At 55.3% G+C, this 21,548-nt stretch carries 17 protein-coding genes; 6 read left to right on the top strand and 11 right to left on the bottom strand.

What is annotated here, in order from left to right; translation table 11 throughout:
* The first annotated feature begins 104 nt into the window (after nucleotides 1-104).
* Entirely contained in the window at nucleotides 105-902 is a 798-nt protein-coding gene (locus B3729_RS00935; RefSeq protein ID WP_074828313.1) for an undecaprenyl-diphosphate phosphatase, read from the top strand.
* A 324-nt stretch (nucleotides 903-1,226) separates the two neighbouring features.
* Here the strand turns inward: B3729_RS00935 and B3729_RS00930 are convergent, their stop codons facing one another.
* Nucleotides 1,227-1,844 (bottom strand): histidine phosphatase family protein, encoded by a 618-nt coding sequence (locus B3729_RS00930; RefSeq protein WP_286786781.1) that lies wholly within the window; start codon nucleotides 1,842-1,844, stop codon nucleotides 1,227-1,229.
* 130 nt (nucleotides 1,845-1,974) lie between these two features.
* The gene (locus B3729_RS00925; RefSeq protein ID WP_286786780.1) at nucleotides 1,975-4,338 is read right to left on the bottom strand and encodes a DNA polymerase II; all 2,364 of its coding nucleotides are present in this window, start codon (nucleotides 4,336-4,338) and stop codon (nucleotides 1,975-1,977) included.
* 279 nt (nucleotides 4,339-4,617) lie between these two features.
* Between B3729_RS00925 and ppnN the strand changes: the two genes are divergently transcribed.
* Entirely contained in the window at nucleotides 4,618-5,991 is a 1,374-nt protein-coding gene (gene ppnN / locus B3729_RS00920) for a nucleotide 5'-monophosphate nucleosidase PpnN (RefSeq protein ID WP_286786779.1), read from the top strand.
* Nucleotides 5,992-6,126: 135 nt separating this feature from the next.
* A complete protein-coding gene (locus B3729_RS00915) occupies nucleotides 6,127-7,146 on the top strand; it encodes a transporter (RefSeq protein ID WP_010798948.1) in 1,020 nt (339 codons plus the stop codon).
* A gap of 8 nt (nucleotides 7,147-7,154) precedes the next feature.
* Here the strand turns inward: B3729_RS00915 and B3729_RS00910 are convergent, their stop codons facing one another.
* The 9 genes from B3729_RS00910 to B3729_RS00870 form a co-directional block, all read right to left on the bottom strand.
* Nucleotides 7,155-7,979 carry an ABC transporter ATP-binding protein gene (locus B3729_RS00910; protein WP_286786778.1) on the bottom strand — a complete coding sequence of 275 codons (825 nt, stop codon included), beginning with the start codon at nucleotides 7,977-7,979 and terminating at the stop codon, nucleotides 7,155-7,157.
* Complete coding sequence (locus B3729_RS00905; RefSeq protein WP_286786777.1) at nucleotides 7,976-9,037, bottom strand: FecCD family ABC transporter permease; 1,062 nt, start codon at nucleotides 9,035-9,037, stop codon at nucleotides 7,976-7,978. Before B3729_RS00905 ends, B3729_RS00910 begins: the two co-directional genes overlap by 4 nt.
* Nucleotides 9,034-10,038, bottom strand: coding sequence for a FecCD family ABC transporter permease (locus B3729_RS00900; RefSeq protein ID WP_286786776.1), 1,005 nt, complete (start codon nucleotides 10,036-10,038; stop codon nucleotides 9,034-9,036). The genes B3729_RS00905 and B3729_RS00900 overlap by 4 nt, the downstream gene beginning before the upstream one ends.
* Nucleotides 10,035-10,955, bottom strand: coding sequence for an ABC transporter substrate-binding protein (locus B3729_RS00895; RefSeq protein ID WP_019364542.1), 921 nt, complete (start codon nucleotides 10,953-10,955; stop codon nucleotides 10,035-10,037). Before B3729_RS00895 ends, B3729_RS00900 begins: the two co-directional genes overlap by 4 nt.
* Before the next feature lie 66 nt (nucleotides 10,956-11,021).
* On the bottom strand, nucleotides 11,022-13,238 hold the full coding sequence (locus tag B3729_RS00890) for a TonB-dependent siderophore receptor (RefSeq protein ID WP_286786775.1): 2,217 nt from the start codon (nucleotides 13,236-13,238) through the stop codon (nucleotides 11,022-11,024).
* Between the two features lie 95 nt (nucleotides 13,239-13,333).
* Complete coding sequence (locus B3729_RS00885; RefSeq protein WP_286786774.1) at nucleotides 13,334-14,686, bottom strand: sensor histidine kinase; 1,353 nt, start codon at nucleotides 14,684-14,686, stop codon at nucleotides 13,334-13,336.
* A complete protein-coding gene (locus tag B3729_RS00880; protein WP_286786773.1) occupies nucleotides 14,683-15,393 on the bottom strand; it encodes a response regulator transcription factor in 711 nt (236 codons plus the stop codon). Before B3729_RS00880 ends, B3729_RS00885 begins: the two co-directional genes overlap by 4 nt.
* A 215-nt stretch (nucleotides 15,394-15,608) precedes the next feature.
* The gene (locus B3729_RS00875) at nucleotides 15,609-16,436 is read right to left on the bottom strand and encodes a M48 family metallopeptidase (protein ID WP_150346194.1); all 828 of its coding nucleotides are present in this window, start codon (nucleotides 16,434-16,436) and stop codon (nucleotides 15,609-15,611) included.
* A gap of 192 nt (nucleotides 16,437-16,628) precedes the next feature.
* A complete protein-coding gene (locus B3729_RS00870; protein ID WP_286786772.1) occupies nucleotides 16,629-17,645 on the bottom strand; it encodes a zinc-binding alcohol dehydrogenase family protein in 1,017 nt (338 codons plus the stop codon).
* A 334-nt stretch (nucleotides 17,646-17,979) separates the two neighbouring features.
* On the opposite strand from B3729_RS00870, the gene B3729_RS00865 reads away from it, so the two are divergent.
* The 3 genes from B3729_RS00865 to B3729_RS00855 all read left to right on the top strand — a co-directional run bounded on the left by B3729_RS00865 (nucleotide 17,980) and on the right by B3729_RS00855 (nucleotide 21,442).
* Nucleotides 17,980-18,237, top strand: coding sequence for a hypothetical protein (locus tag B3729_RS00865; RefSeq protein WP_010798938.1), 258 nt, complete (start codon nucleotides 17,980-17,982; stop codon nucleotides 18,235-18,237).
* Between the two features lie 173 nt (nucleotides 18,238-18,410).
* Nucleotides 18,411-20,375 (top strand): DNA topoisomerase III, encoded by a 1,965-nt coding sequence (locus B3729_RS00860; protein ID WP_286786791.1) that lies wholly within the window; start codon nucleotides 18,411-18,413, stop codon nucleotides 20,373-20,375.
* Between the two features lie 152 nt (nucleotides 20,376-20,527).
* Nucleotides 20,528-21,442: a DUF2242 domain-containing protein gene (locus tag B3729_RS00855; protein WP_286786771.1), complete on the top strand. Its 915-nt coding sequence runs from the start codon at nucleotides 20,528-20,530 to the stop codon at nucleotides 21,440-21,442.
* Nucleotides 21,443-21,548 lie beyond the last annotated feature (106 nt).

The raw sequence follows: 21,548 nt of genomic DNA, 5'->3' as shown, positions 1-21,548 counted from the left end.
CCCCCAATGCAATTCATGTTTGGGCAACTGCCTGCTGTGTTTGCATCGCAGGGCTAGTAGTGTCCAGCTTTAACTCAGTTACCGCTATGCAGTAAGGACACCTAATGGAATGGTTCCACGTATTAATCCTTTCACTCATTCAAGGGATTACCGAGTTTCTACCTGTCTCCTCCTCCGCACACCTGATTCTACCTTCCCAGCTCTTTGGCTGGCCGGATCAGGGGCTCGCCTTTGATGTGGCCGTACATGTAGGAACCCTTCTTGCGGTGGTTCTGGCCTTTCGTCATGAGGTTCTGGCGACAGCCATGGGCTGGACCCGCCAAGTTGTAACGCGCCAGTCGAGCCCGGAAAGCCGGCTTGGCTGGGCGATCATTATCGGTACTATTCCAGCAGCACTGGCAGGCCTCATGCTGGAGCATTACATCGAAAGCTATGCCCGTGCAGCCTTGGTAATCGCGACCTCCACCATCGTTTTCGGCTTGATCCTGTGGTGGGCGGACGCCAAAGGCAGCCGTACCCGGGACATGGATAGCCTGAGTTGGCAATCAGCCCTGGTGATTGGTCTGGCGCAAGCACTAGCGCTGATCCCCGGCACATCACGCTCCGGTATCACCATGACCGCAGCGCTACTGCTTGGTTTTACGCGTCAGGCAGCAGCCCGTTTTTCCTTCCTACTGTCGATTCCGCTCATCCTGGCTGCCGGGGGACTCAAGACCGTTGAACTGATCCAGACGGGCACCGATGCACAATGGGTCGATATTGCCTGGGGTGTCGGGCTGTCGTTCATCTCAGCATTGCTGTGCATCAAGCTGTTCCTGAAGGCCCTCGACAAAATCGGCATGCTTCCATTTGTGATCTATCGCCTCGTGCTTGGCGCAGTGCTGTTCGCCTTGTTTATCTAAATCACTCACACAGGGCGGTCTGCTACAGGCGGCCTGCCCTGGTGAAAACTAGATGTTTTCAGCGCAAAAACAAAAACCCCGCCGAAGCGGGGTTTTTTACTCACTCTCTCTGCATCCTGCAGAGCAGCCATCCTGGCTAATCAATCATCCGTGATCTGATGCAGCACATCCTGTGCTCAAGTGATGCGCATAGAATACAGAGCAATACAGGAACGCCATAGCGCCAACCCTGCACACAGCGTGTAAGCCTTTTGCTATACCGAGCGGGAAATAGGCTGACACGGTTCTAAAACCCCTAGTCTCAGCATTGGCAGATGGCAGAGCTCAGTTGCCGCTGGGAGCCTGACTTCCCTTTAGCCAGCAGAAGGATTCAGGGCGAAGCATGAGTACCTGCCCTTGCGGAATCAGCAGGTGTGGCGCCTGTTCGTATGGAATACACCCATATAGCGCCATCAACGTTCGGATAATGCCTGCATGGGCAACCAGCACGGTGTCTTGCTTCAGATCTTCTCGGAAATAAGCCAGTCGAAGCAGGGCCTGGGCATAACTTTCGCCCTCTTCGAACTGGAAGTTAAAGGCGTCCTTTCTCCAGTGGGTAAAGGCCTCAGGATAGCAGCCCTCAATCTCATCCCAACGAAGCCCCTCCCATGTACCAAACGAAATCTCAGCAAGGCGTTCGTCGGCACGATACTGCTCGGGTGGCAACGTGAGCTGGGCCCGAACGATCCCCATTGTTTCACGGGCGCGAATCAGAGGACTTGAAGCGAAGTCCAGCGCACCAGGACTGGGTAACAGCCAATCGAGCAGAACCCCCACCGCCTGTGCCTGCTCTCGACCCTTGGCGTTGAGCGGTATGTCTCGGCGGCCCTGCATGCGACTCTCAACGTTCCAGTCGGTCTCTCCATGCCGGATCACATAGAGCGTTGGTGCCTGAGCAGTCATCACATGCTTCCTTATCGGATCAGTTAAGCGGCGGGACCACAAGCCTATCACTTCACCTCTTCATATAAACACCTTATGGCCTCTTGCCGTATCGGTAGCCTGAAAGAGCGCTTGATGGATGCGTCTACTATCAAAAGAGATCCAGCTGAACATCGATCAACCTGGCGAACCGGTCATTCACGAAAGGCAGGATAGCGTCAGCGATGGGCTTGAGCTGGCGCTCGATGTAATGGTCATAATCCACCGGTGATCGACGCGCTTCGAGCGGTTCCGGGCCGGCTTTCGTCATCAGGTAACTGATCCATCCGCCGTTCTGGTACTGCCTCGGTCGACCTTTTTCGTCGTTGTAAGCATCTGCCATGCGGGCCGCTCGTACATGCGGTGGCACATTGCGCTGGTAGTCATCCAGGCGACGGCGCAGGCGCTTACGATAGACCAGCAGCTCGTCCAGTTCGCCTGAGAGGGTCTGGCTGACATAGCGCTGGACGTAATCCTGGTAGGGCTCGGCATTGAAGATGCGTAGATAAAGCTCCCGCTGAAAGCGCTGGGCCAATGGCGACCAGTCGGTGCGTACCGTTTCGAGCCCTTTAAAGACCATCTCGTCCGTACCGTCAGCGCCTTTTACCAACCCCGCATAGCGTTTTTTACTGCCCTCTTCAGCACCGCGAATGGTGGGCATGAGAAACCGATGGAAGTGCGACTCGAACTGCAGCTCAAGGGCGCTGGCCAGGCCGTAGGTCTCCTGTAGATGCTCGCGCCACCAACGATTGATGAGTTGGACAAGAGACCGACCTATCTGCTGAGCCTCGGCCTCGGCATGGGGACGACCGAGCCAGACAAAGGTCGAATCGGTATCGCCGTAGATGACGGTATACCCCTGAGCCTCGATCAGCTCGCGCGTCTGGTGCATGATTTCATGCCCGCGCATCGTGATTGATGACGCAAGGCGGGTATCGAAGAATCGACAGCCGCTTGATCCCAATACACCGTAAAACGCATTCATGATGATCTTCAGCGCTTGGGAAAGCGCCTTGTTCTGTTCCCGCTTGGCCGCCTCACGCCCTTCCCACACACGCTCCACCATCGCGGGCAGACAATGCCGGGTGCGGGAAAAGTGCGCACCCTTGAAACCAGGAACAGCGTAATCATCGCCGGGTTGGCGCAGCCCCTCGACCAGCCCCACCGGGTCAATCAGAAAGGTCCGAATAATCGACGGATACAGGCTTTTATAATCCAGTACGAGCACAGAATCATACAGCCCGGGCCGCGAGTTCATGACGAACCCTCCCGGGCTCGCCTCCGGCACCTTTTCGCCCAGATTGGGCGCCACGAAACCCTGCCGGTGCATGAGTGGCAGGTAAAGGTGCGTAAAGGCTGCCACCGAACCCCCGCTACGGTCTACCGGCAGGCCCGTTACGCTGGCTCGCTCCAACAGGAAAGGCAGAAGCTCCGTCTTTTCAAAGATGCGGGTAACCAGCTCGCAGTCCTTGAGGTTGTAGCGTGCAAGCGAAGGTTTATCCTGCGCGAACATGCGATTGATCGATGCCATCCGTTGATAGGGATTATCGATGGCCTTGCCTTCGCCCAAGAGGCTCTGGGCAACATTCTCCAGGCTGAATGAGGAAAAGGACCACGTAGCTGAACGCAACGCTTCAATTCCATCGAGTATCAACCGTCCCGGTGCTGATACGAAATAGTGCCTATGCTCGCTCCCTTGCTCCCTCCATTCGACGGCCTCGTCACCACGCCCCAGCATGAGCGGCATTCCGAAGCGTTGCGCATGTTCCCGCAGGATGCGTAGGTCGAACTGTACGAGGTTCCACCCAATAATGGCGTCGGGATCATGCAAGGTGAGCCAGCCATTGAGCCGCTCAATCAGCTCGGCACGTGTCTGGCAGTATTCCAGACAGAAATCAACGGCCTCGGTGTCACCGTTGGCGGGTCCGAACATATAGACCTGCCGCTGGCCACACCCGTGCAGACCTATGCAATACAGATCGCCTCGTTCGTTGGTTTCGATATCCAGGGAGACCAGTTTTAAATGCGGTCGGTAGTCAGGCGCGGGCTTGAGCTGGGCCTGCAGGACTGCGCCGTGCGCGTCAGGAGTACCGGTGAACCAGACAGGTGCTGTAATGAAGCGCTCCATCAGATATCGCTCGGGTGGCCGGATGTCCGCTTCGTAGATATCCAGCCCGGCGTCCTTGATCTGTCTGGCAAGCTGGATCAGCTGTCGATGCTGGTGGCAATAAAGCCCCAGGACTGGCCGATGACGAAAATCGGACAGCGCCAGCGGGCGTAGTTCCACCTCCCGCTCGTGCTCAATCAGTCGACGAATCGGCTCAACCTGTTCCAGCGGCACAAATGCCACGGAACGCTGCATGGCCAGGCGTACCCGCCGTGGTCCCTGATCGGTCGCCAACCAGAACTCTACTTCCGTACCGGCCGCTGTATCACGCCAATGGCGGGTCAGGACGAAACCCTGTTGTAGATCCACCGCTACTTCCTCAGTACTAACCGCCGCATTCTACCCAGTTGCCGCGTCATGCCTGTATTGGTAACTCACGTGAACAAGGGATAGAGTTGGATACATGCGCCACTTGCGTTGGGAATCTTTTCGCGTCAGGGAGAAGCCAATGATACAAATTGCTGTGATTTCATAGCTCGCCGGTGGTCAGTACCGAAGAGAACACCCTGCACTACACGATCGCCTCGGCGATCATCATCCTGATGTTACACGCGTTAGCGTGGTGGTATTCGTCATAAGGAATCAAGCATGGCTCCAAGACACGTTATCAATGCCTCCGTCAGCCCCAAGGGGAGCCTGGAAACACTTTCGCAACGCGAAGTACAACAACTGAGTGCTGCCGGTTCAGGAAGCGTCTACACCCTGTTCCGCCAATGCGCCTTGGCGATCCTCAACACAGGCGCCCATAGCGATAATGCCAAGACCATTCTTGAGGCTTATCAGGATTTTGAGGTTCGCATCCATCAGCAGGATCGAGGCGTACGGCTGGAGCTGATCAACGCACCGGCAGATGCCTTCGTCGACGGCGAAATGATTGCCAGCACTCGTGAGATGCTGTTCAGTGCACTACGGGATATCGTCTACACCGAAAGCGAGCTGGAAAGCGTTCGGATCGACCTGAATACCTCGCAAGGCATTACCGATTACGTATTCCACCTGCTACGTAATGCCCGCACCCTGCGACCCGGTGTAGAGCCTAAGATGGTTGTCTGTTGGGGCGGCCATTCAATCAGCACCGAGGAATATAAGTACACCAAGCGGGTCGGTCATGAATTGGGCCTACGCAGCCTCGATATCTGTACCGGTTGCGGCCCGGGCGTGATGAAAGGCCCAATGAAAGGCGCCACGATTGCCCATGCCAAGCAGCGGATCTCGGGCGGTCGCTATCTGGGTCTGACCGAGCCAGGCATCATTGCCGCCGAAGCCCCCAACCCGATCGTTAACGAACTCGTGATCCTGCCGGACATTGAAAAGCGTCTGGAGGCTTTCGTACGGGTTGGCCACGGCATCATCATCTTTCCAGGTGGAGCAGGCACGGCGGAAGAGTTTCTCTACCTGCTCGGTATTCTCATGCATCCCGAAAATGCCGGCCTACCATTTCCGGTGATCCTGACCGGCCCAAGCAGCGCTGCACCGTACCTGGAACAGCTACATGCCTTCATTGGCGCCACATTGGGCGAAGCGGCGCAAAAGCATTACAAGATCATCATCGATGATCCCTCTGAAGTGGCGCGTGAAATGGCCAAAGGTCTCAAAGCCGTCAAACAGTTCCGTCGCGAGCGTAACGATGCCTTTCACTTCAACTGGATGCTCAAGATTGAAGAGGGCTTCCAGCACCCCTTCGATCCAACCCATGAAAATATGGCGAGCCTCACCTTGAGCCGCGAGATACCGCCCCATGAGCTGGCCGCCAATCTGCGTCGGGCGTTCTCAGGCATTGTGGCAGGTAACGTCAAGGACAAGGGTATCCGGTTGATCGAGCAATACGGTCCCTACACAATTCATGGTGACCCGGCCATCATGAAACCGCTGGATCATCTGTTGCAGGCCTTTGTGGACCAGCATCGGATGAAGCTGCCCGGTGGCGCGCCCTATGTACCCTGCTACCGTGTCGTCACCTGAGCCAGATCTGGGAGAGCAGCCCATGCTCTCCCAGCCCTCGAACAACAGGATGTTCCACGTCCGCTCACCCGTCATCCTTTTGTCATATTCTTTGGCTTTACTCAGCGATTTATTACTCCTCCGTTTTGGGCTGGCATGGATCAATCGCTGCTTTCAGGCGTGCAATACTCTGACCTTTCCGGAATCCTGTATGGATTCATATTCCGCCCCGGCGAGCCTGGCGAACAGATCGACACACTTCGAGTAACGGAGGCACTTGAGCGACTAGAGGAGCGAGACGAGTTTGTCTGGTTGCATCTGAACCTGGCCCATGCCGCTTGCAAACGCTGGATGATGACCCACCTGGATCTGCCCGACTACTTTTTTGAAATCCTGAGTGAAGGGTCACGCTCTACTCGTCTTGAACATGTCGATGCAACCCTGCTCGCGGTTGTCAACGATGTCGTCCTGAACTTCGGACAGGCTTCCTATGATGTAGCCACGCTGTATGTCTGTGCCAACCGGCGCATGCTGATCAGCGTACGGCATCAACCGCTTCGTTCGGTGGACCGCCTGCGCGCGGCGGTCAAGAAGGGCGAGGGTTTTCGCTCCCCGCTAGAACTCCTAATCCACCTGCTGCGTGACCAAGAAGAGGTACTTACCCAGATCGTTCGAGAAACCAACCTGAGTGTCGATCGTATCGAAGACCGCCTACTTTCTACCCGCCTTGCCGACAACCGCGCCGAGCTTGGCAACATGCGTCGTACCCTGGTGCGAATCCAACGCCTGCTGGCCCTAGAGCCCAACTCCCTGATGCGGCTGCTCAATCGCCCGCCGCGCTTTCTCATGGAGGAGGATGTAAGGGAGCTGCGGGCAGCGACCGACGAGTTTTCACTGGTTATCAGCGACTTGGCCGTGCTGATTGAGCGGATCAAACTCATTCAGGAAGAAATCGCCGCACAGATCAATGAACAAACCAGCCGCACCCTTTTCACCCTGACACTGGTCACGGTGCTGGCCTTGCCAATCAATATCGTGGCAGGTTTCTTTGGAATGAACGTGGGCGGCATCCCCCTCGCCGATGCGCCTCACGGCTTCTGGATATTGGTCATCCTGGTTGCCAGCTTTACCTTATTGGCAGGGCGCTGGGCCTTCAGGAAAAGAAACGACTATTGAGCGTCCTATTAGCGCGGGCTGACCCCGGCGATCAAAGGTGTTCCGCTAACCGGATCCTTCAATAGAACACAGCGGACGCCGTATAAGGTCTCAACAAGCTCAGGGGTGACAATGTCGGCCGGGACACCTTCAGCAATAATACGACCAGACTGCATGGCGACCAGATGATCAGCGTAGCGGCAGGCCTGAGAGAGGTCATGTACCACCATGACCACCGTCTTGCCCGCATTGGCCAGCATGCGAATCAGCTCAAATACCTCCAGTTGATGCCCAAGGTCCAATGCAGAGGTTGGCTCATCAAGCAGGAGTAGCGGCGTCTGCTGAGCAATGGCCATGGCAATCCAGGCACGCTGGCGCTGCCCACCCGACATCGAGTCAAGCGGCCGCTCGGCCAGTTCAATCAGATCCGCTGCTTTTAATGCCGCATCAACAACAGCTTCGTCATCTGTAGACCATTGCCTTAGCAAGCCCTGATGAGGCTGCCGTCCAAAGCGGATGAGGTCAGATACGGTCAATCCATCCGGTGCGCTGGCATCTTGGGGCAGCAGTGCAAGCTGTCGGGCGACCTGCCGGGAAGGCAGCTCACCGATGGCCTTCCCATCGAGTAGAACCGCACCCGCACGCGGCTTGAGCAGGCGAGCAAGACCCGCCAGAAGCGTAGACTTCCCGCATCCATTGGGCCCTACAATAGCGGTGACCCGCCCCGGCTGGATTCTAAGATTAAGCCCATTGATAATGGTCGTCTGACCATGAGAAAGCTCGAGAAGACGGGTCTCCAAAATAACCGAATGCTCGTTAGTCGCCATCAGCAACGGTGAAACAGTACTACTCATAACGACTTCCGGACAGGTTGACGCAATAAAATCCAGAGCAGGTAAGGTCCGCCGATAACAGCAGTCACTACACCTACTGGAATTTCGATAGGAGCAAACCAGGTTCTTCCCACCCAGTCTGCCAGGATCATCAGAAGGGCTCCTGCTAATGCAGAGGTCACGATAGGGACACCGCGTTGTCCGACCAGATAGCGGGCCGCTTCGGGTGCCAGCAAGGCGATAAGCCCAACAGGACCGGCAACCGCGACCGCTAACGCCGTGAGCAGAACAGTTAGCATAAGGATCTGTACCCGGGCCAGGCGTATCCGTACGCCTAGCCCAATTGCGACCGAATCGGAAAATCTAAGAACCTCTAAGGTGCGCCCCAGGATCTTGGCTAGCGGTAAACCTATCAGCAAACCAATAGCCAACAATTGAATCGAGGCTGGAGAGCGCGCGTTAAGACTGCCAACCGTCCAGGGATAGGCCTGGTTGGCCGCATCGATGGACGAACGTGCCAGCATCAGATTGGTCAAGGCGCCAAACAATGCACCAATTCCGATTCCAACAACAATGAAGCGATACCCACGTGCGCCTGCACCGCCACCCAAGGCAAACGCCATGGCCGCTGCGGTTGCCGCACCACTCAAGGCAAGGGCTGATGGCGCAAGGCTTGTCGTGACAGCAACGATGGAAGCGACAGCAAAGGCCGTTGCACCATTGTCGATACCAATAACCCCGGGCGTTGCAAGCCGATTACGTGCCAGGGTTTGTAACATGCACCCTCCCAACCCGAATGCGGCCCCTGTCAAAAGTCCAGCCAGAAGCCGGGGAAAGCGAAGCTCTTGAATCAAAAATAAATGCATGGGATCGCCGTGCCCGATGACAGCCTTCAGCGCCAGCCAGGGATTAAGCCCGGTTACGCCATACGCCAGGCTGATACCGCTCATGAGGATCAACAGCACTGTCAGGCACAGCGCAACGACACTGCCTCTCCGTGATACCAGTACACTCACCTGACGGCCTGCCTGTAGCCACCAAAACCGAGCTGTTACCGGAGATGAAAAAGGTTTAGTCATAATGAAGGCAGGCGATGTTGACGGACGACTATCATCAGAATTGGCGCACCGATAAAGGCAATCACAACACCAATGGGAAGCTCGTAAGGTTTGACCAAAAGGCGCGACAAGATATCAGCCAATAGCAGCACCGCGGGCCCCAGGACTAGTGATAATGGAAGGACACGGCGGACATCAGGCCCGACCATTCGCCGCGCCAAGAACGGCACAACCAATCCGACAAAGCCAATAGGCCCAGCTACTGCAGTGGCAGTCCCTACTAAAATGGCAACGCCTAGTAGTGCGATCAATCGGGTCAATTGAGGGTGATGCCCTAATCCAATGGCCATACGCTCTCCCAAGCTCAAGGCGGCCAGGGGTCTGACCAAAGGGGCCACGACCAACAGGCCTGCCAGTGTGCCCGGCAGCGCCCAGGACAGGGTATCTGCGGGCCTGCCTGCCAAGGCGCCAATGACCCAAAACCGAATTTCATCGGCAGTACGCTGGTCATACAGGAGCAGTAAGGTACTGGCGGCGCCCAGAATTCCTGTGAGCGCCATTCCCGCCAGGATCAAGCGAACAGGGTCGGCGTCAAATCCGCGCACTTGAGTCACCGCCACAACGAGCAGGCATCCAAGCATGGCTCCAGTAATGGCCATGCCAAGATTGACAGTAGCTGCGCTGGCGCCGAGCGCAATGGCAACCACCATGGCAAAGGATGCACCAGCGCTAACACCCAGGAGTCCGGGCTCCGCAAGCGGATTGCGGGTTGCCGTTTGCAAAACGGCTCCACCAACGCCAAGGGCCATACCCACCAGAAGTCCCAGTAACGTGCGCGCCCCACGCAGCTCGAGGACAACAAAGCGAGCTTCATCGTCCCCACCCCCAAGCAAGACATTGATGCTACGGAGCACGGAAACTTCCCCAGCACCAAGCAGCAAGCTGGTGAGCAGAATCACCAGCAGCGTTAGACAACAGGCAATGAACGGAACACCCAAACGAGGCGAAGCGGACACCTTCATTTAAGAACGATACGCTCTACGTCATCCAGTACATGCTCAGCAGCCAGCGGACCTGACCCGCTGCTCCACACCTGCCCATCAACCGTGGCCACCTGCTTCGCCTGAACGGCCTTCAAGCGAGTAAAGGCAGGCTGCTTGCGAGCAGCCTCCAAGGCCTCGTCACCCTTCTCATTCAAGGTAGCCAGGAAAATCCAGTCTCCATCAGCGCTTGACAGGTTCTCAAGGCTCAAGATATCGCTATGAGGACGATCTTTGAGCTCTGAGGCCAGTTGCGTACTGGCAAAGCCTAGTTGCTCCAGTAACTGGCCTGCAAAGAGATGGCTCGACATGACCATCGGTCCCTGAGGATTCCAACGAACAACCGACAACACTTGCCCTGGTTTGACTTGCGTCTTCAATTTGGCAACACGCTGGTCTATCTGATCGAACTGCTTTTTCAATTCATCACTACGGTTGAGCGCCTGGGCATAAAGCTCTGCGTTGGCTCGCCAGTCAGCTAACGACTCCCCTCCTTTTGGTACTACCGTCGGAGCAATCAGGCTAAGTTTGGCATATTGTTCTTGCGGTAAATCCTGTCGCGCCAGGATAAGGTCCGGCTTCTGGTTGAAAACTGCCTCCAGATTAATTTCACGAGCCGTACCCACGATAGCGGGCTGCCCCGCCTGATCCTGCAGATAGTTTGATACGCTGGTGCCACCACGACTCGCCAGCGTAGCGACTGGTTTAATACCTACTGCCAGCGCGGTATCCATAGCCGCCTCATCCAGCACCACGACCCGCTTAGGTGTATCCGGGGTTTTCAGCTCGCCGTGGGCAGTGGAAACAGTAGCCGCCAAAGCCGAACCTGCTGTGGTAGTTAGCACGAGACTGCACAAAAGAACACTAAGACGGAAAATACTGGAATCAACACGCTTCATGACACAACTCCACAATAGAAATACGGCACGGGCAGCGGGTTAGCCAGGCGGCCCGATTTAATAACATTAAAACGAGGCGGTAAAGGAAGCAAAATACGCACGACCCGGCTCGTTGTATGTAACCGCACCGGCGCTCGAAGCGTTGCCCTCTCGATAGATGCGCTTGTCGAACAGATTATTCACACCAAAACGCACTTTGTAATGCTCGTTAAACTCATAACCACTGCTGACGCCTACCAACGTATACGGATCAATGTCCTTCTGGGCAGCAGCCTCATAATCCGTATTGGTACGCCGAGAGTATGAAGGAGCCTCCTGCTTTCCATAATGGGTAACATTAAGCTGTGCAGAGAGTTTTTCAGTGACGTACCAGTCCAGCGTACTGTTGATGGTGTATTTGGGAATAATGCTCAAGGGGTCGCCTGTCTGCTTATCCTTGGATTCGATCATATAGGTGAAGTTAGTGTTCCAATCCACGGTATCAGTCAGCGGAATGAACAGGTTGCCTTCAACCCCTTGGACAACCGCCTTACCGGTGTTCTCCCACTCCAGTACACGAGGCCCGGTGTCGCCCAATCGATAGATAAATTCGTTTCCGCCCACGATTTTGTTTTTGTAATCGTTACGGAAATAGGTCGCACTGGCTCTCCATGTTCCGGCGTCATAAGCCAGACCCAGCTCCTTGTTAATGCTGATCTCAGGCCTTAAGCTTTCATTACCGACCAGATAACAGCCTCCGTTGCCAGACGTAATCGCTGTACAGCCATTACCACGACTGTACAGGAGATAGTTTGGATTGCTCTGATACAGATTCGGTGTTTTGTAGGCACGCGCGATCCCACCCTTGAACGTCAGTCGGTCCGTGATCTCATGGGACAAGTTAAGACTTGGGCTCCAATTATCACCATAGGTCTGATGGTCATCGAAGCGTAGTCCAGGGGTCAGCACCGTCCGGTCTGTAACCTGCACATTATCTTCGACATAAAAGGCGTAGCTGTTGGCTGTCGTCTTGGTCTGGGTGCGATCAAAACCTGCTATCTGGCCAGGCTCAGGATCAGAAGACTGAGCGCGCAGAGAACCAGGGTCACTTAGCGACTCGTGTAAATACTCGGCGCCAATGGTTAAGACCTGCGGCATTGCGCTGTCGATAGGCAGATCAAGATTGCCAAAGGCGCGGGTATTGCGCAGGCGCGACATAAACGCGCCATCCCCCTCACTTGGCCCACCCTCTGTACGGCCTGAAAGTCCCTCGTTCAGACGCCAGTTGCGGGTGTAATCATAGGAAAGGCCCAGTGTGGAATTACCCCAATCCCACGTTCCCTTATGCTTCAACGTAAAGCTGGAGCGCTGCAATACATTGGTTTCATGGCCATACAGACTTCGAACAAAGGCATCGTTGCCGCCGGAGTTATTGAGCATCGTATCGCCGGCATAAATGTTGCCCTGGCGGCTGTAGGAAGTTTCAAAATCGAGGACTTGCTGCGGATCAAGTTGCCAACTGAGTAGCGCATTGATGTCCTTGTTGCGTACGCCTTCCCGACCCGCCGTGACACTGCCTTCCGAGGCCTGATGTCCTTCATTGATGCTCAAAGCATCTGCATCAGTCCTGGCGATATTGCCATAGACTCGAAATGCCAAAGCTTCCGTCAACGGACCGCTCAGGTTGAAATTGGCACGGCGTCCGTTGCCTTCGTCGCCGCTTTCGGGTTCCAGGGCATAAAACGTCATCGAGCCATGCCATTGCTCCGTAGGACGCTTGGTAATGATGTTGATGACCCCACCCATGGCACCGGAGCCATAACGGGCCGCCGCCGGGCCACGCAGGATTTCGATACGCTCGACTTCTTCAGCTGGAACCCAGTTCGTCTCACCCCGCGTATCACGGTCACCGTCCCAACCATAGCGGACGGCATTTCGGGAGGTACTGGGCAGGCCATCGATCAGAATCAGCGTGTTCTCAGGCCCCATACCTCGCAAGTCGATTTGCCGATTGTTACCGCGCGCGCCACTGGCACTGTTGCCTGTGAGATTGACACCGGGCTGGCGCCGGATAATCTCCGACAGATCATTGGCCGGTGGTTGCCTGGCAATATCCTCTGCGGTAATCACTGAGTAACCCAAGGCCTGCCTGGCCTCTTCCTCGGCGGTACCCATAACCGTGGTAGCTTCCATCTCAACCGGCTCGCTGGAGCCATACTGGGCAAGCGCAAGGCCGGAATGGCTGGCAAGAACCCCACACAGTACGATGCTCAGTCGCGTGGATGAATGAGGAATACGCAGCATGACCAACTCCTGTTCTACAAATCTCGAAACGAGACCGCTCCAAAGCTGGTGCAAATGCTATTCATTCCCATTTGAGAAGAAAGCTTTTTTACAATCTATACAATTTCAGCAGCAGGCAAGCGCACGGTCACACGAAGCCCTGGATTGCAGTTTTCAGCCCAGATAGCGCCGCCCTGGATCATCAGTGCCGATCGGGCGATGGAAAGACCCAGGCCGAATCCGTCACCGCCAGGCCGGGCACCATTGAGCCGGGTAAACGGCTCGAAGATGTAGTCGAGCGCACCTTCTGCAACCCCCGGACCTTGGTCTTGTATCCACAGCAACCACTCGCTGCCCTCACAATGCCCCCCCAGAATCACATATCCTCCTTCCGGTGAGTAACGAATCGCGTTGCGCAAGAGGTTTTCCAGGGCACGGGCCAGACTATTCAAATGAGCTTGTACACAGCAATTGTCTGGTAAGCGATATACAAAAGCGTCTCGTGACCAACCAGTCTCGAAACAGGCATCCTCAATGAGGATATTCCAGAGCGACTGCATGCTGATCGGCTCGCATAGCAACGAGGGTCTATCTGTATCCAGCCAGGCCAGCTCCAGTGTGGTCTCGACCAGCTCCTGCATACCGGCTAACTCACGCTCAAGGCGGGCACGCAACGTATTCGCATCCTCGGAGGACTCGCACAGCACACGCAGCCGTGACAGCGGTGTGCGCAGCTCATGGGACATATCTCGCAGAAGTCGTTGCTGGTAGTCGACATGACCTTCCAGCCGCTCCGCCATGTGATCAAAGGCGCGTCCCAGCTCACCCAGCTCATCGCTGCGAGCGCTTACGCCGATTGTAGGCTTTCTGCCTGAGCGACAAGCAGAGGATGCCTGCTCTTGGAGCCATCTCAAAGGCACCATGAGCTGACGATAGAGCAGCATACATAACAGAAACATGGTAGCCATGGGAAACACCCCATGGATCACCAGACGGCCCAGAACGGAAGGCTTGCCGGACCACATGCGCTCGGGCAATTCCATTGCCAGACGGCCCGCTTCAGTGTGTTGAGGAAATGGAATATCCATTATAGGCAATTCGGTAGCACGGCCACTCAACGGCCAATCCAGACGGCGCATAAAGCTGAACCGATCGGCATCACCAGGCGTCAGAGCGCGCTGACCTAACGGCTGATAAAGACGATCAATTGCTACAGCCCAAACCTGCTCTCCCTCTCGGATACGTCGTAATACAGTTTCAACGCCCCCCTTGCCTTGTGTCCTCCATGCCTGTTCAACGGAAGCAGCATAATTCAGCAGTTCCTCTTTATCGGCTTGTGCCAGTTCGTAATGACTGTGCTCCATGCTACGTCCCCAGCTTAAGCTCAGCCAGACGATGACCAGACAGGCGGCGATAGTAAGACCAGACAGCTTCCAGAACAGGGAATGCCGATACGGGAGTCGCATCATGAAGACGAACACACCAGCACGTAGCCCTTTCCCCAGGCTGTACGAACTTCGCAAGCCGAGTAATCAATGCTCTGGAGCTTGCGGCGAATATGGCTGACATGCATGTCAAGACTACGATCGTAGCGTGAGTAGGCACGTTGCAGAGCTTCCTGATACAACACTGGTTTGCTGAGTACCTCTCCAGCGTGCCGGTTCAATAGCTCGAGAATACGAAATTCCGTTGCGGTCAGTTCCGCCCATTGCCCCTTATAAACCACATCGGTCCGGATAAGATCGAAGTACAGCTCTCCCTGCACGGTTGGCGCTGTCTCCATGGCCGAGCGCTCAAACGCAATGCGCCTGAGTAGCGCTCCGATTCGCACATCCAGCTCCGCCATGCTAAAGGGCTTGGGTAGATAATCATCTGCTCCCTTTTGAAAGCCGACGATACGATCAGACTCGCTACCCAGCGCCGAGACCAGGATAACCGGCACGGCACTATACGAACGAATCTGCTCCAGTAGGTGAAGCCCATTGCCATTGGGTAACAGAATATCCAGTACTACCAGATCGAACACCTGCTCTTTCAACAGTGCGGCGACTCGACAGGCATCACTGCATAGCACTACCGCATATCCCCTCGCCGATAGCTGAGCCTGCAGGTGCATACCCAACACCGGATCGTCTTCAACGACAAGAATATTGAGCAGGGAAACAAAGGAGTTCATAGCGTTTGGGGAACAGCCAAAGGGTTCAAAGTTATCCGTCCGAGGCTTTTTTCACGTAGACAGGTGTTAACACTGATGTTAACTCGAAAGCAGAAGAAGGGTATTGCTGCTCGTTAAGATACCCGGGCGGATCTTAATTAATGTCCTAAAATCGCCTGGATAAGGATATCGCAGTGCATATCCTTATCCATATAAGCCCTGGATAAAGATCGAACTCAAGACTTGCGGCTGGCTTGGTACAAGGGCATCACTTTGGGGACGGCTGCTTGAATCGAGGCCATGCGGCTCTCATCAGAGGGATGCGTGCTCAGAAGCTCAGGTGTCTTATTGCCCATCTTGGCTGAGGCTTGTGCAAATTTCTGCCAGAGGCTCAACGCCGCATTGGGGTTATAGCCCGCCCGGGCAGCCAACTCCAGGCCAATCAGATCTGCTTCGTTTTCATTTGATCGACTGAACGGGAGAGACAAACCAACTTCCGTTACCTTATTCGCAATTTGCATTGACGATTGGTTGAGGCCCAGCAAGGCGCCACCAAGGCTTTGGCCTAGTTGCAATGCATACGCCCGAGACATTTTTTCCCTGCTGTGCTCACGGAGCGCATGGGCAATTTCATGCCCCATTACCGCTGCAAGCTCATCATCGGTAAGTTTTAGCTGTTGGATCAGACCGGTATAAACAAAGATCTTGCCGCCCGGACCGCAGTTGGCATTGAGTTCATCATTTTTGACCAGGTTGACCTGCCAATCCCAGGCAGCAGCATCGGGACGGAAGTAGCTAACCCTATCAATCAGCCGCTTGGCAATCGTACGGACACGCTTGCCCTCTGCTGTCTCGTTGGCGAGCGCACCGGATGATTTGGCCTTGTTGACTGAACTGGAATACGACTCTGCGTACATCTGATCAACCTGCTGGGCAGACAGCATGCTGAACATGTATTGCTTACGCTCGACCCCTACTGCTCCGCCACTGGTTGTATTGACTACCTGGCAGCCAGTAAGAAAAAGCGAAAACGAAAGACCCGTTATGAATAAGACACGACGCATATGCTTTCCCTAGCGTATGTTGAGCCGACCTACTTGTCAGCACGATAAATGAATCAAAAACAGCCTATGGCTGGTGCGTTAGTGTAATCGATTTAAATTCTAGAAACATATACCACCGCCTGATGAATAATTGACGCAGGCGCAAGCGAGGCCGTAAAGCAGAAGCGATACGGCGTGGTGGTATCGGAAAGGTTATCGCTCGATCAAAATCTTCAAGGTTGAAGCGCGCTCCGCATCCCAGTACGGCAAGGCCTGCTCGGCATCCTGGAAGGGAAACACCTTGGAAATCAGATCATCTGGAGAGTGATCCAAGGTCTTCAGATAGCGAACGACGGCTGTAAAGTCTTCGGCTGTTGCATTACGGGAGCCCATGATGTCCAGCTCCTTCAGGTTGAACAGTTGCGTCTTGTAGGAAACCGGCTCCTTGGCGTACCCCACGTACACCACACGTCCAGAAAAGGACACGATATCGATCGCCTGGGTAAACGTGGCCGGCAGGCCCACACATTCGATGACGACATCAGCCCCGTCACCGTCAGTCAGTGCTTCGATCTGCTTGTCCACATGACCAGACGAGGCCACGATAGTATGTGAAGCACCGTATTTACGCGCCATTTCGGTCTTGGTCTCGGAGACATCCATCGCGATGACTGTTGCACCCCGTGACACAGCTCCGGCCACGGCGCCCATGCCTATCATTCCACAGCCAATGACCACCACTCTGTCCCCCTTGGCAACCCGCCCGCGTCTCGCGGCATGGAAACCTACCGATAGGGGTTCAACCAGTGCCAGATGCCGTGCTGGCAAGGTATCGTTCAGGATGAGCTTCTCGTAGGGCAGTACGATCTGCTCGAGCAACCCGCCGTTCTGCTGAACGCCGAGTGTCCGGTTCGTCTTGCAGGCATTCACGCGTCCCTGACGGCACGAGGTGCAGTGACCACATGCAGTGTAGGGCACCACAATGACGCGCCGCCCTGCACGATAGTCCAGCGGTACGCCCGGTCCTGCCTTGATGATTTCTCCACCGATCTCATGGCCAGGAATACGAGGCAGTGCCACTAACGGATTCAACCCTTTATAGGTATTGAGATCGCTACCGCAGAGTCCTACATGGCGAACCGCTACCTGAACCTCTCCAGGCCCTGGCTCGATGGCCTCGACCTCATGGAAGCGGCACTGCAACTCCTGTTCGATCATGAGAGCTTTCATAGGGATCCTTTCATTGTTGTGATTATTAAAGGTTTCGCCATTGTGAAACGACGTTTCATTTTAGAGTCTACTGTCAGGGGTCGGATCGTCAAGGTGCATATAGCGTATACATTCAGCCAGGAATATCACCCTGTCTTGCAACATAGTCGTCAAGTTCTGGTCACATGAGTCGATTACCTTCAAGGTAGATCCAAGGGACTGCTGACTTGCCGGGTTGACCTGGCTCAACTTCCGACGAAGTAAGCGATAAATATGCGTTTTTGTAATACGGCCATCATTGAATCGTCATGCATATCGCATTACGCTCAGATGGTCGAAATCACTGGATTAACTCATGCGTGACGAAGCGTGCTCAGAAGGGCTAACGCGACTGGCTACCTCAGCGGTAATGAGAGGACGGCCTGAAAATGAAATTCTGGGTTGGATGCTGAACAACGGTATTCGCCCCTCTGCAGCCATCAAGGCGTTAACAAAGGCCAAGCGCCAGCGTCAGGAGTCAGGCTTGAAAAAGCTTAAACTCTCACTGGTATGCCTTTTTACCCTGATGTTCTCCACTGCCATTCTTAACATGGTGGATCTCTTGAAGTTCTAATGCAGAACCGGTTGGGCCGAATGACAGTATGATCGACGGCCCACTTCGTATTTTATCGACTCGCCAAATAAAGCTGGCAGCGTGCATTATCTGTATGCATATACAGATTCCGATTGCCTCTGTGCTGCGGTTTAAGCATGCTTACGCTATTGTTGATTTGAATGACGATAGCTATGCGGCTCTTCCTGTGCGAAAAACCTTCCCAAGCCAAAGACATTGCCAAGGTCCTGGGCGCTACTCGCCGTGGCGAAGGCTGCTGGACAGGCCCACAGGCCACTGTAACCTGGTGCATTGGCCACCTGCTTGAAACAGCCCCGCCAGATGCCTATGACGATCGGTATAAGCGGTGGAATCTGCAAGATCTGCCTATCATCCCGGAAAAGTGGAAAATGCTCGTCAAACCCAAGACCGCAAGCCAGTTCAAGGCGGTCAAAAGGCTGCTTGGCGAAGCCCGGGAATTGATCATTGCAACGGACGCTGATCGCGAAGGCGAGATGATTGCCCGCGAACTGGTCGAACATTGTCGCTACAAGGGGCCTATCCAGCGTCTGTGGTTGTCGGCGCTGGATGATGCTTCCATTCGTAAAGCGCTGGCTACGCTAAAACCCGGCGCTGATACCTTCAGCCTCTATCATTCGGCGTTGGGTCGATCGCGTGCCGACTGGCTGATCGGCATGAACATGAGCCGTCTGTTTACATTACTGGGCCAACGGTCAGGGTATCAGGGCGTCCTGCCCGTAGGACGTGTGCAAACCCCTACCCTGCGACTGGTAGTCGACCGTGATCGCAGCATTGCCAACTTTGTGCCTGTACCGTTCTGGGCAATCGATGTGTTGTTGTCTGCCGAGGGCCATCAGTTTACGGCCCAATGGAAGGCTCCTGAGGATGTCTGCGACGATCAGGGCCGCTGCCTGCGCCAGGATATCGCCCAGAGTGCAGCAGAGGCGATGCGCCAGACAGACACTGCTCAGGTGATGAAGGTACAGACCGAACGCATGCGTGAGCTTGCTCCATTGCCGTTTGATCTGGGCACGCTGCAAGAGGTGTGCTCGAAAAAGCTTGGCCTGGGCGCCCAGGAAACGCTGGATATTGCCCAGGCGCTATACGAAACCCATAAGGTCATTACCTATCCGCGCAGCGATTGCGGCTATCTTCCCTTGAGCCAGCATGGCGAAGCTCCAGCCATCATGGCGGCGCTTGAGCGCTCCGACTCCTCCCTTCTGCCTCTCAAGGCGCACCTGGACCTGAGGCGCCGCTCGCGGGCTTGGAATGATGCAAAGGTCAGCGCACACCACGGCATCATTCCAACCGCAGCCATTAGCAGCCTGGATCGGCTAACGGGCAAGCACAAGGCAGTCTATACCTTGATCCGCGCCCGCTACCTGGCGCAATTTCTCCCAAACCATGAGTACGACCGTACTCAAGCCGATTTTGACTGCGCAGGACAGTTGCTCAGGGCTGTAGGCAAGCGCATCGTCGAGCCAGGCTGGAAGCGAGCCCTGCCGGAAGCACTTACGCCAGCAAAGGGAAAGGAAGCACCAGCACCACAGCCGCTGCCCATGCTTTCCAACGACCAGTTATGCGCTGTGGTGGATGTTCAGCTCAAAGACCTTTGGACACAACCGCCCAAGCCCTTCACAGAAGGTGACCTGATCAAGGCCATGAAGAATGTAGCCAAACTGGTGGACGACCCCAAGCTCAAGCAAAAGCTGAAGGACACCACAGGTATCGGGACGGAGGCGACACGCGCCGGGATCATTCAAGGGCTGCTGGACCGCGGTTATCTGACCAAGCAGGGTAAGGCTCTGCTCGCCACGCCTGCTGCCTTTAGTCTGATCGACGCTGTGCCTCGGGCTATTGCCGATCCCGGTACAACCGCTATCTGGGAGCAAGCGCTGGATATGGTTCAAACCGGAGAGATGAGCCTTGAAGAGTTCGTGACCAAGCAATCCGCCTGGATGAGCAAACAGGTCGAGCGCTGCATGGGGTTGAACCTGACCTTTAGCGGGCCGGCTATTCCAGCGGGGCGTAAGTCCACGCCGTTCAAGAAAAAGCGCAAGGCGGCTCCGCGCAAGGCCTCAACCAAGACGGCACCAGGTAATGGCAAGCGATCACGCCAGCCTGTCAGTCCGGCTTGATAAGAGGACACATCCGGTCACCTAGCACCCACTTGATATCTTTTTAGCCTTACTCTTCCGTAGTAGCATTGCATTCTGTTTAATGCGTTCTCTTCATGCCCGTTGTACGCCAAGCGTTTCTTGTCTGGCGTTGGCTGTTTTCAGGATCTGCAATGTCAAAATCGATTGGTATCGGCGCACTGGCACTGGCCACTATGCTGACCGGCCTGGCTGGCTGCTCGAACAACAAGCCTGCCGTGTACGAACACGAAAATTTCGATGACTCGGGTACGTTTTCGCGTAGCTATCCGGTAAACGATACAGCTGCCTGCGAAGCAGCTCGACGTGCGCTGCTCAGTCAGGGCTATATCATTACCAGCAATGATCCAAAGCTCGTCAGTGGCCGTAAGAGCTTTCAGCAGACCGGAGAGAACCACCTCGAAATCAGCTTTAATGTTGTCTGCACGGCCAATACCCCCAACGATCATGGTTCAACCATCTTTGCCAACGCGCTTCAGGACCGTTATGCGCTGAAAAAGCTCAATAACTCGGCGAGCCTGGGAGTAGGTGTGCTCGGCTCGGTCTCGATGCCTATCGGCTCGACAAACGACTCCATGGTCAAGGTCGCCAGCGAGACGGTTACGTCAGGCAAGTTCTATAGCCGCTATTTTTCCCTGGTAGAAAGCTTCTTGCCGGCTCAGGCCCAAAAGGCCAACAAAGGAATACATCAAACAAAAGCAGCGCCCGCGCCGAGCCCACTCGCCAGCACGCCCTCTTCTGCACAGCCCAGCCAACCTGCACAGGCGCTGGCACCGAAGCCAGCCTCGGCGGCACCTGCTCCTGAGACACGCCCGGATCATGATGCGGGGTTTTCTTCTGTACCCGTACCATTACCGCCCCAAGCGCCGCCCATTACACCTATCGACACGTCAGCCTTCGAGCAATTTACTGCGCCAGCCGCCGCTCCAGCCTCTCCCACAACCGAGCCCGCCGCTTCGCCAGCGTCGGCTGACACGCCCACTTCATCAGGTCAGCCTGAAAACGCCACGGCACCCTCGGATGACTTGCTGGAGCTGCTTGAAGAGTGAGGGTCGGGTATGACTCTGGATTGCCGAAAGCCTGCAAGGCGTTGAGGTCAAGAACTCTAACCATGCGCGCTACGTCTATAGCGTAACGCCGTGCAGGCAGTCGATA

The sequence above is a fragment of the Pseudomonas sp. UBA3149 genome (assembly GCF_002364655.1).
Classification (GTDB): Bacteria; Pseudomonadota; Gammaproteobacteria; order Pseudomonadales; family Pseudomonadaceae; genus Chryseomonas; species Chryseomonas luteola.
This window is presented reverse-complemented; position numbering and strand designations above follow the sequence as displayed.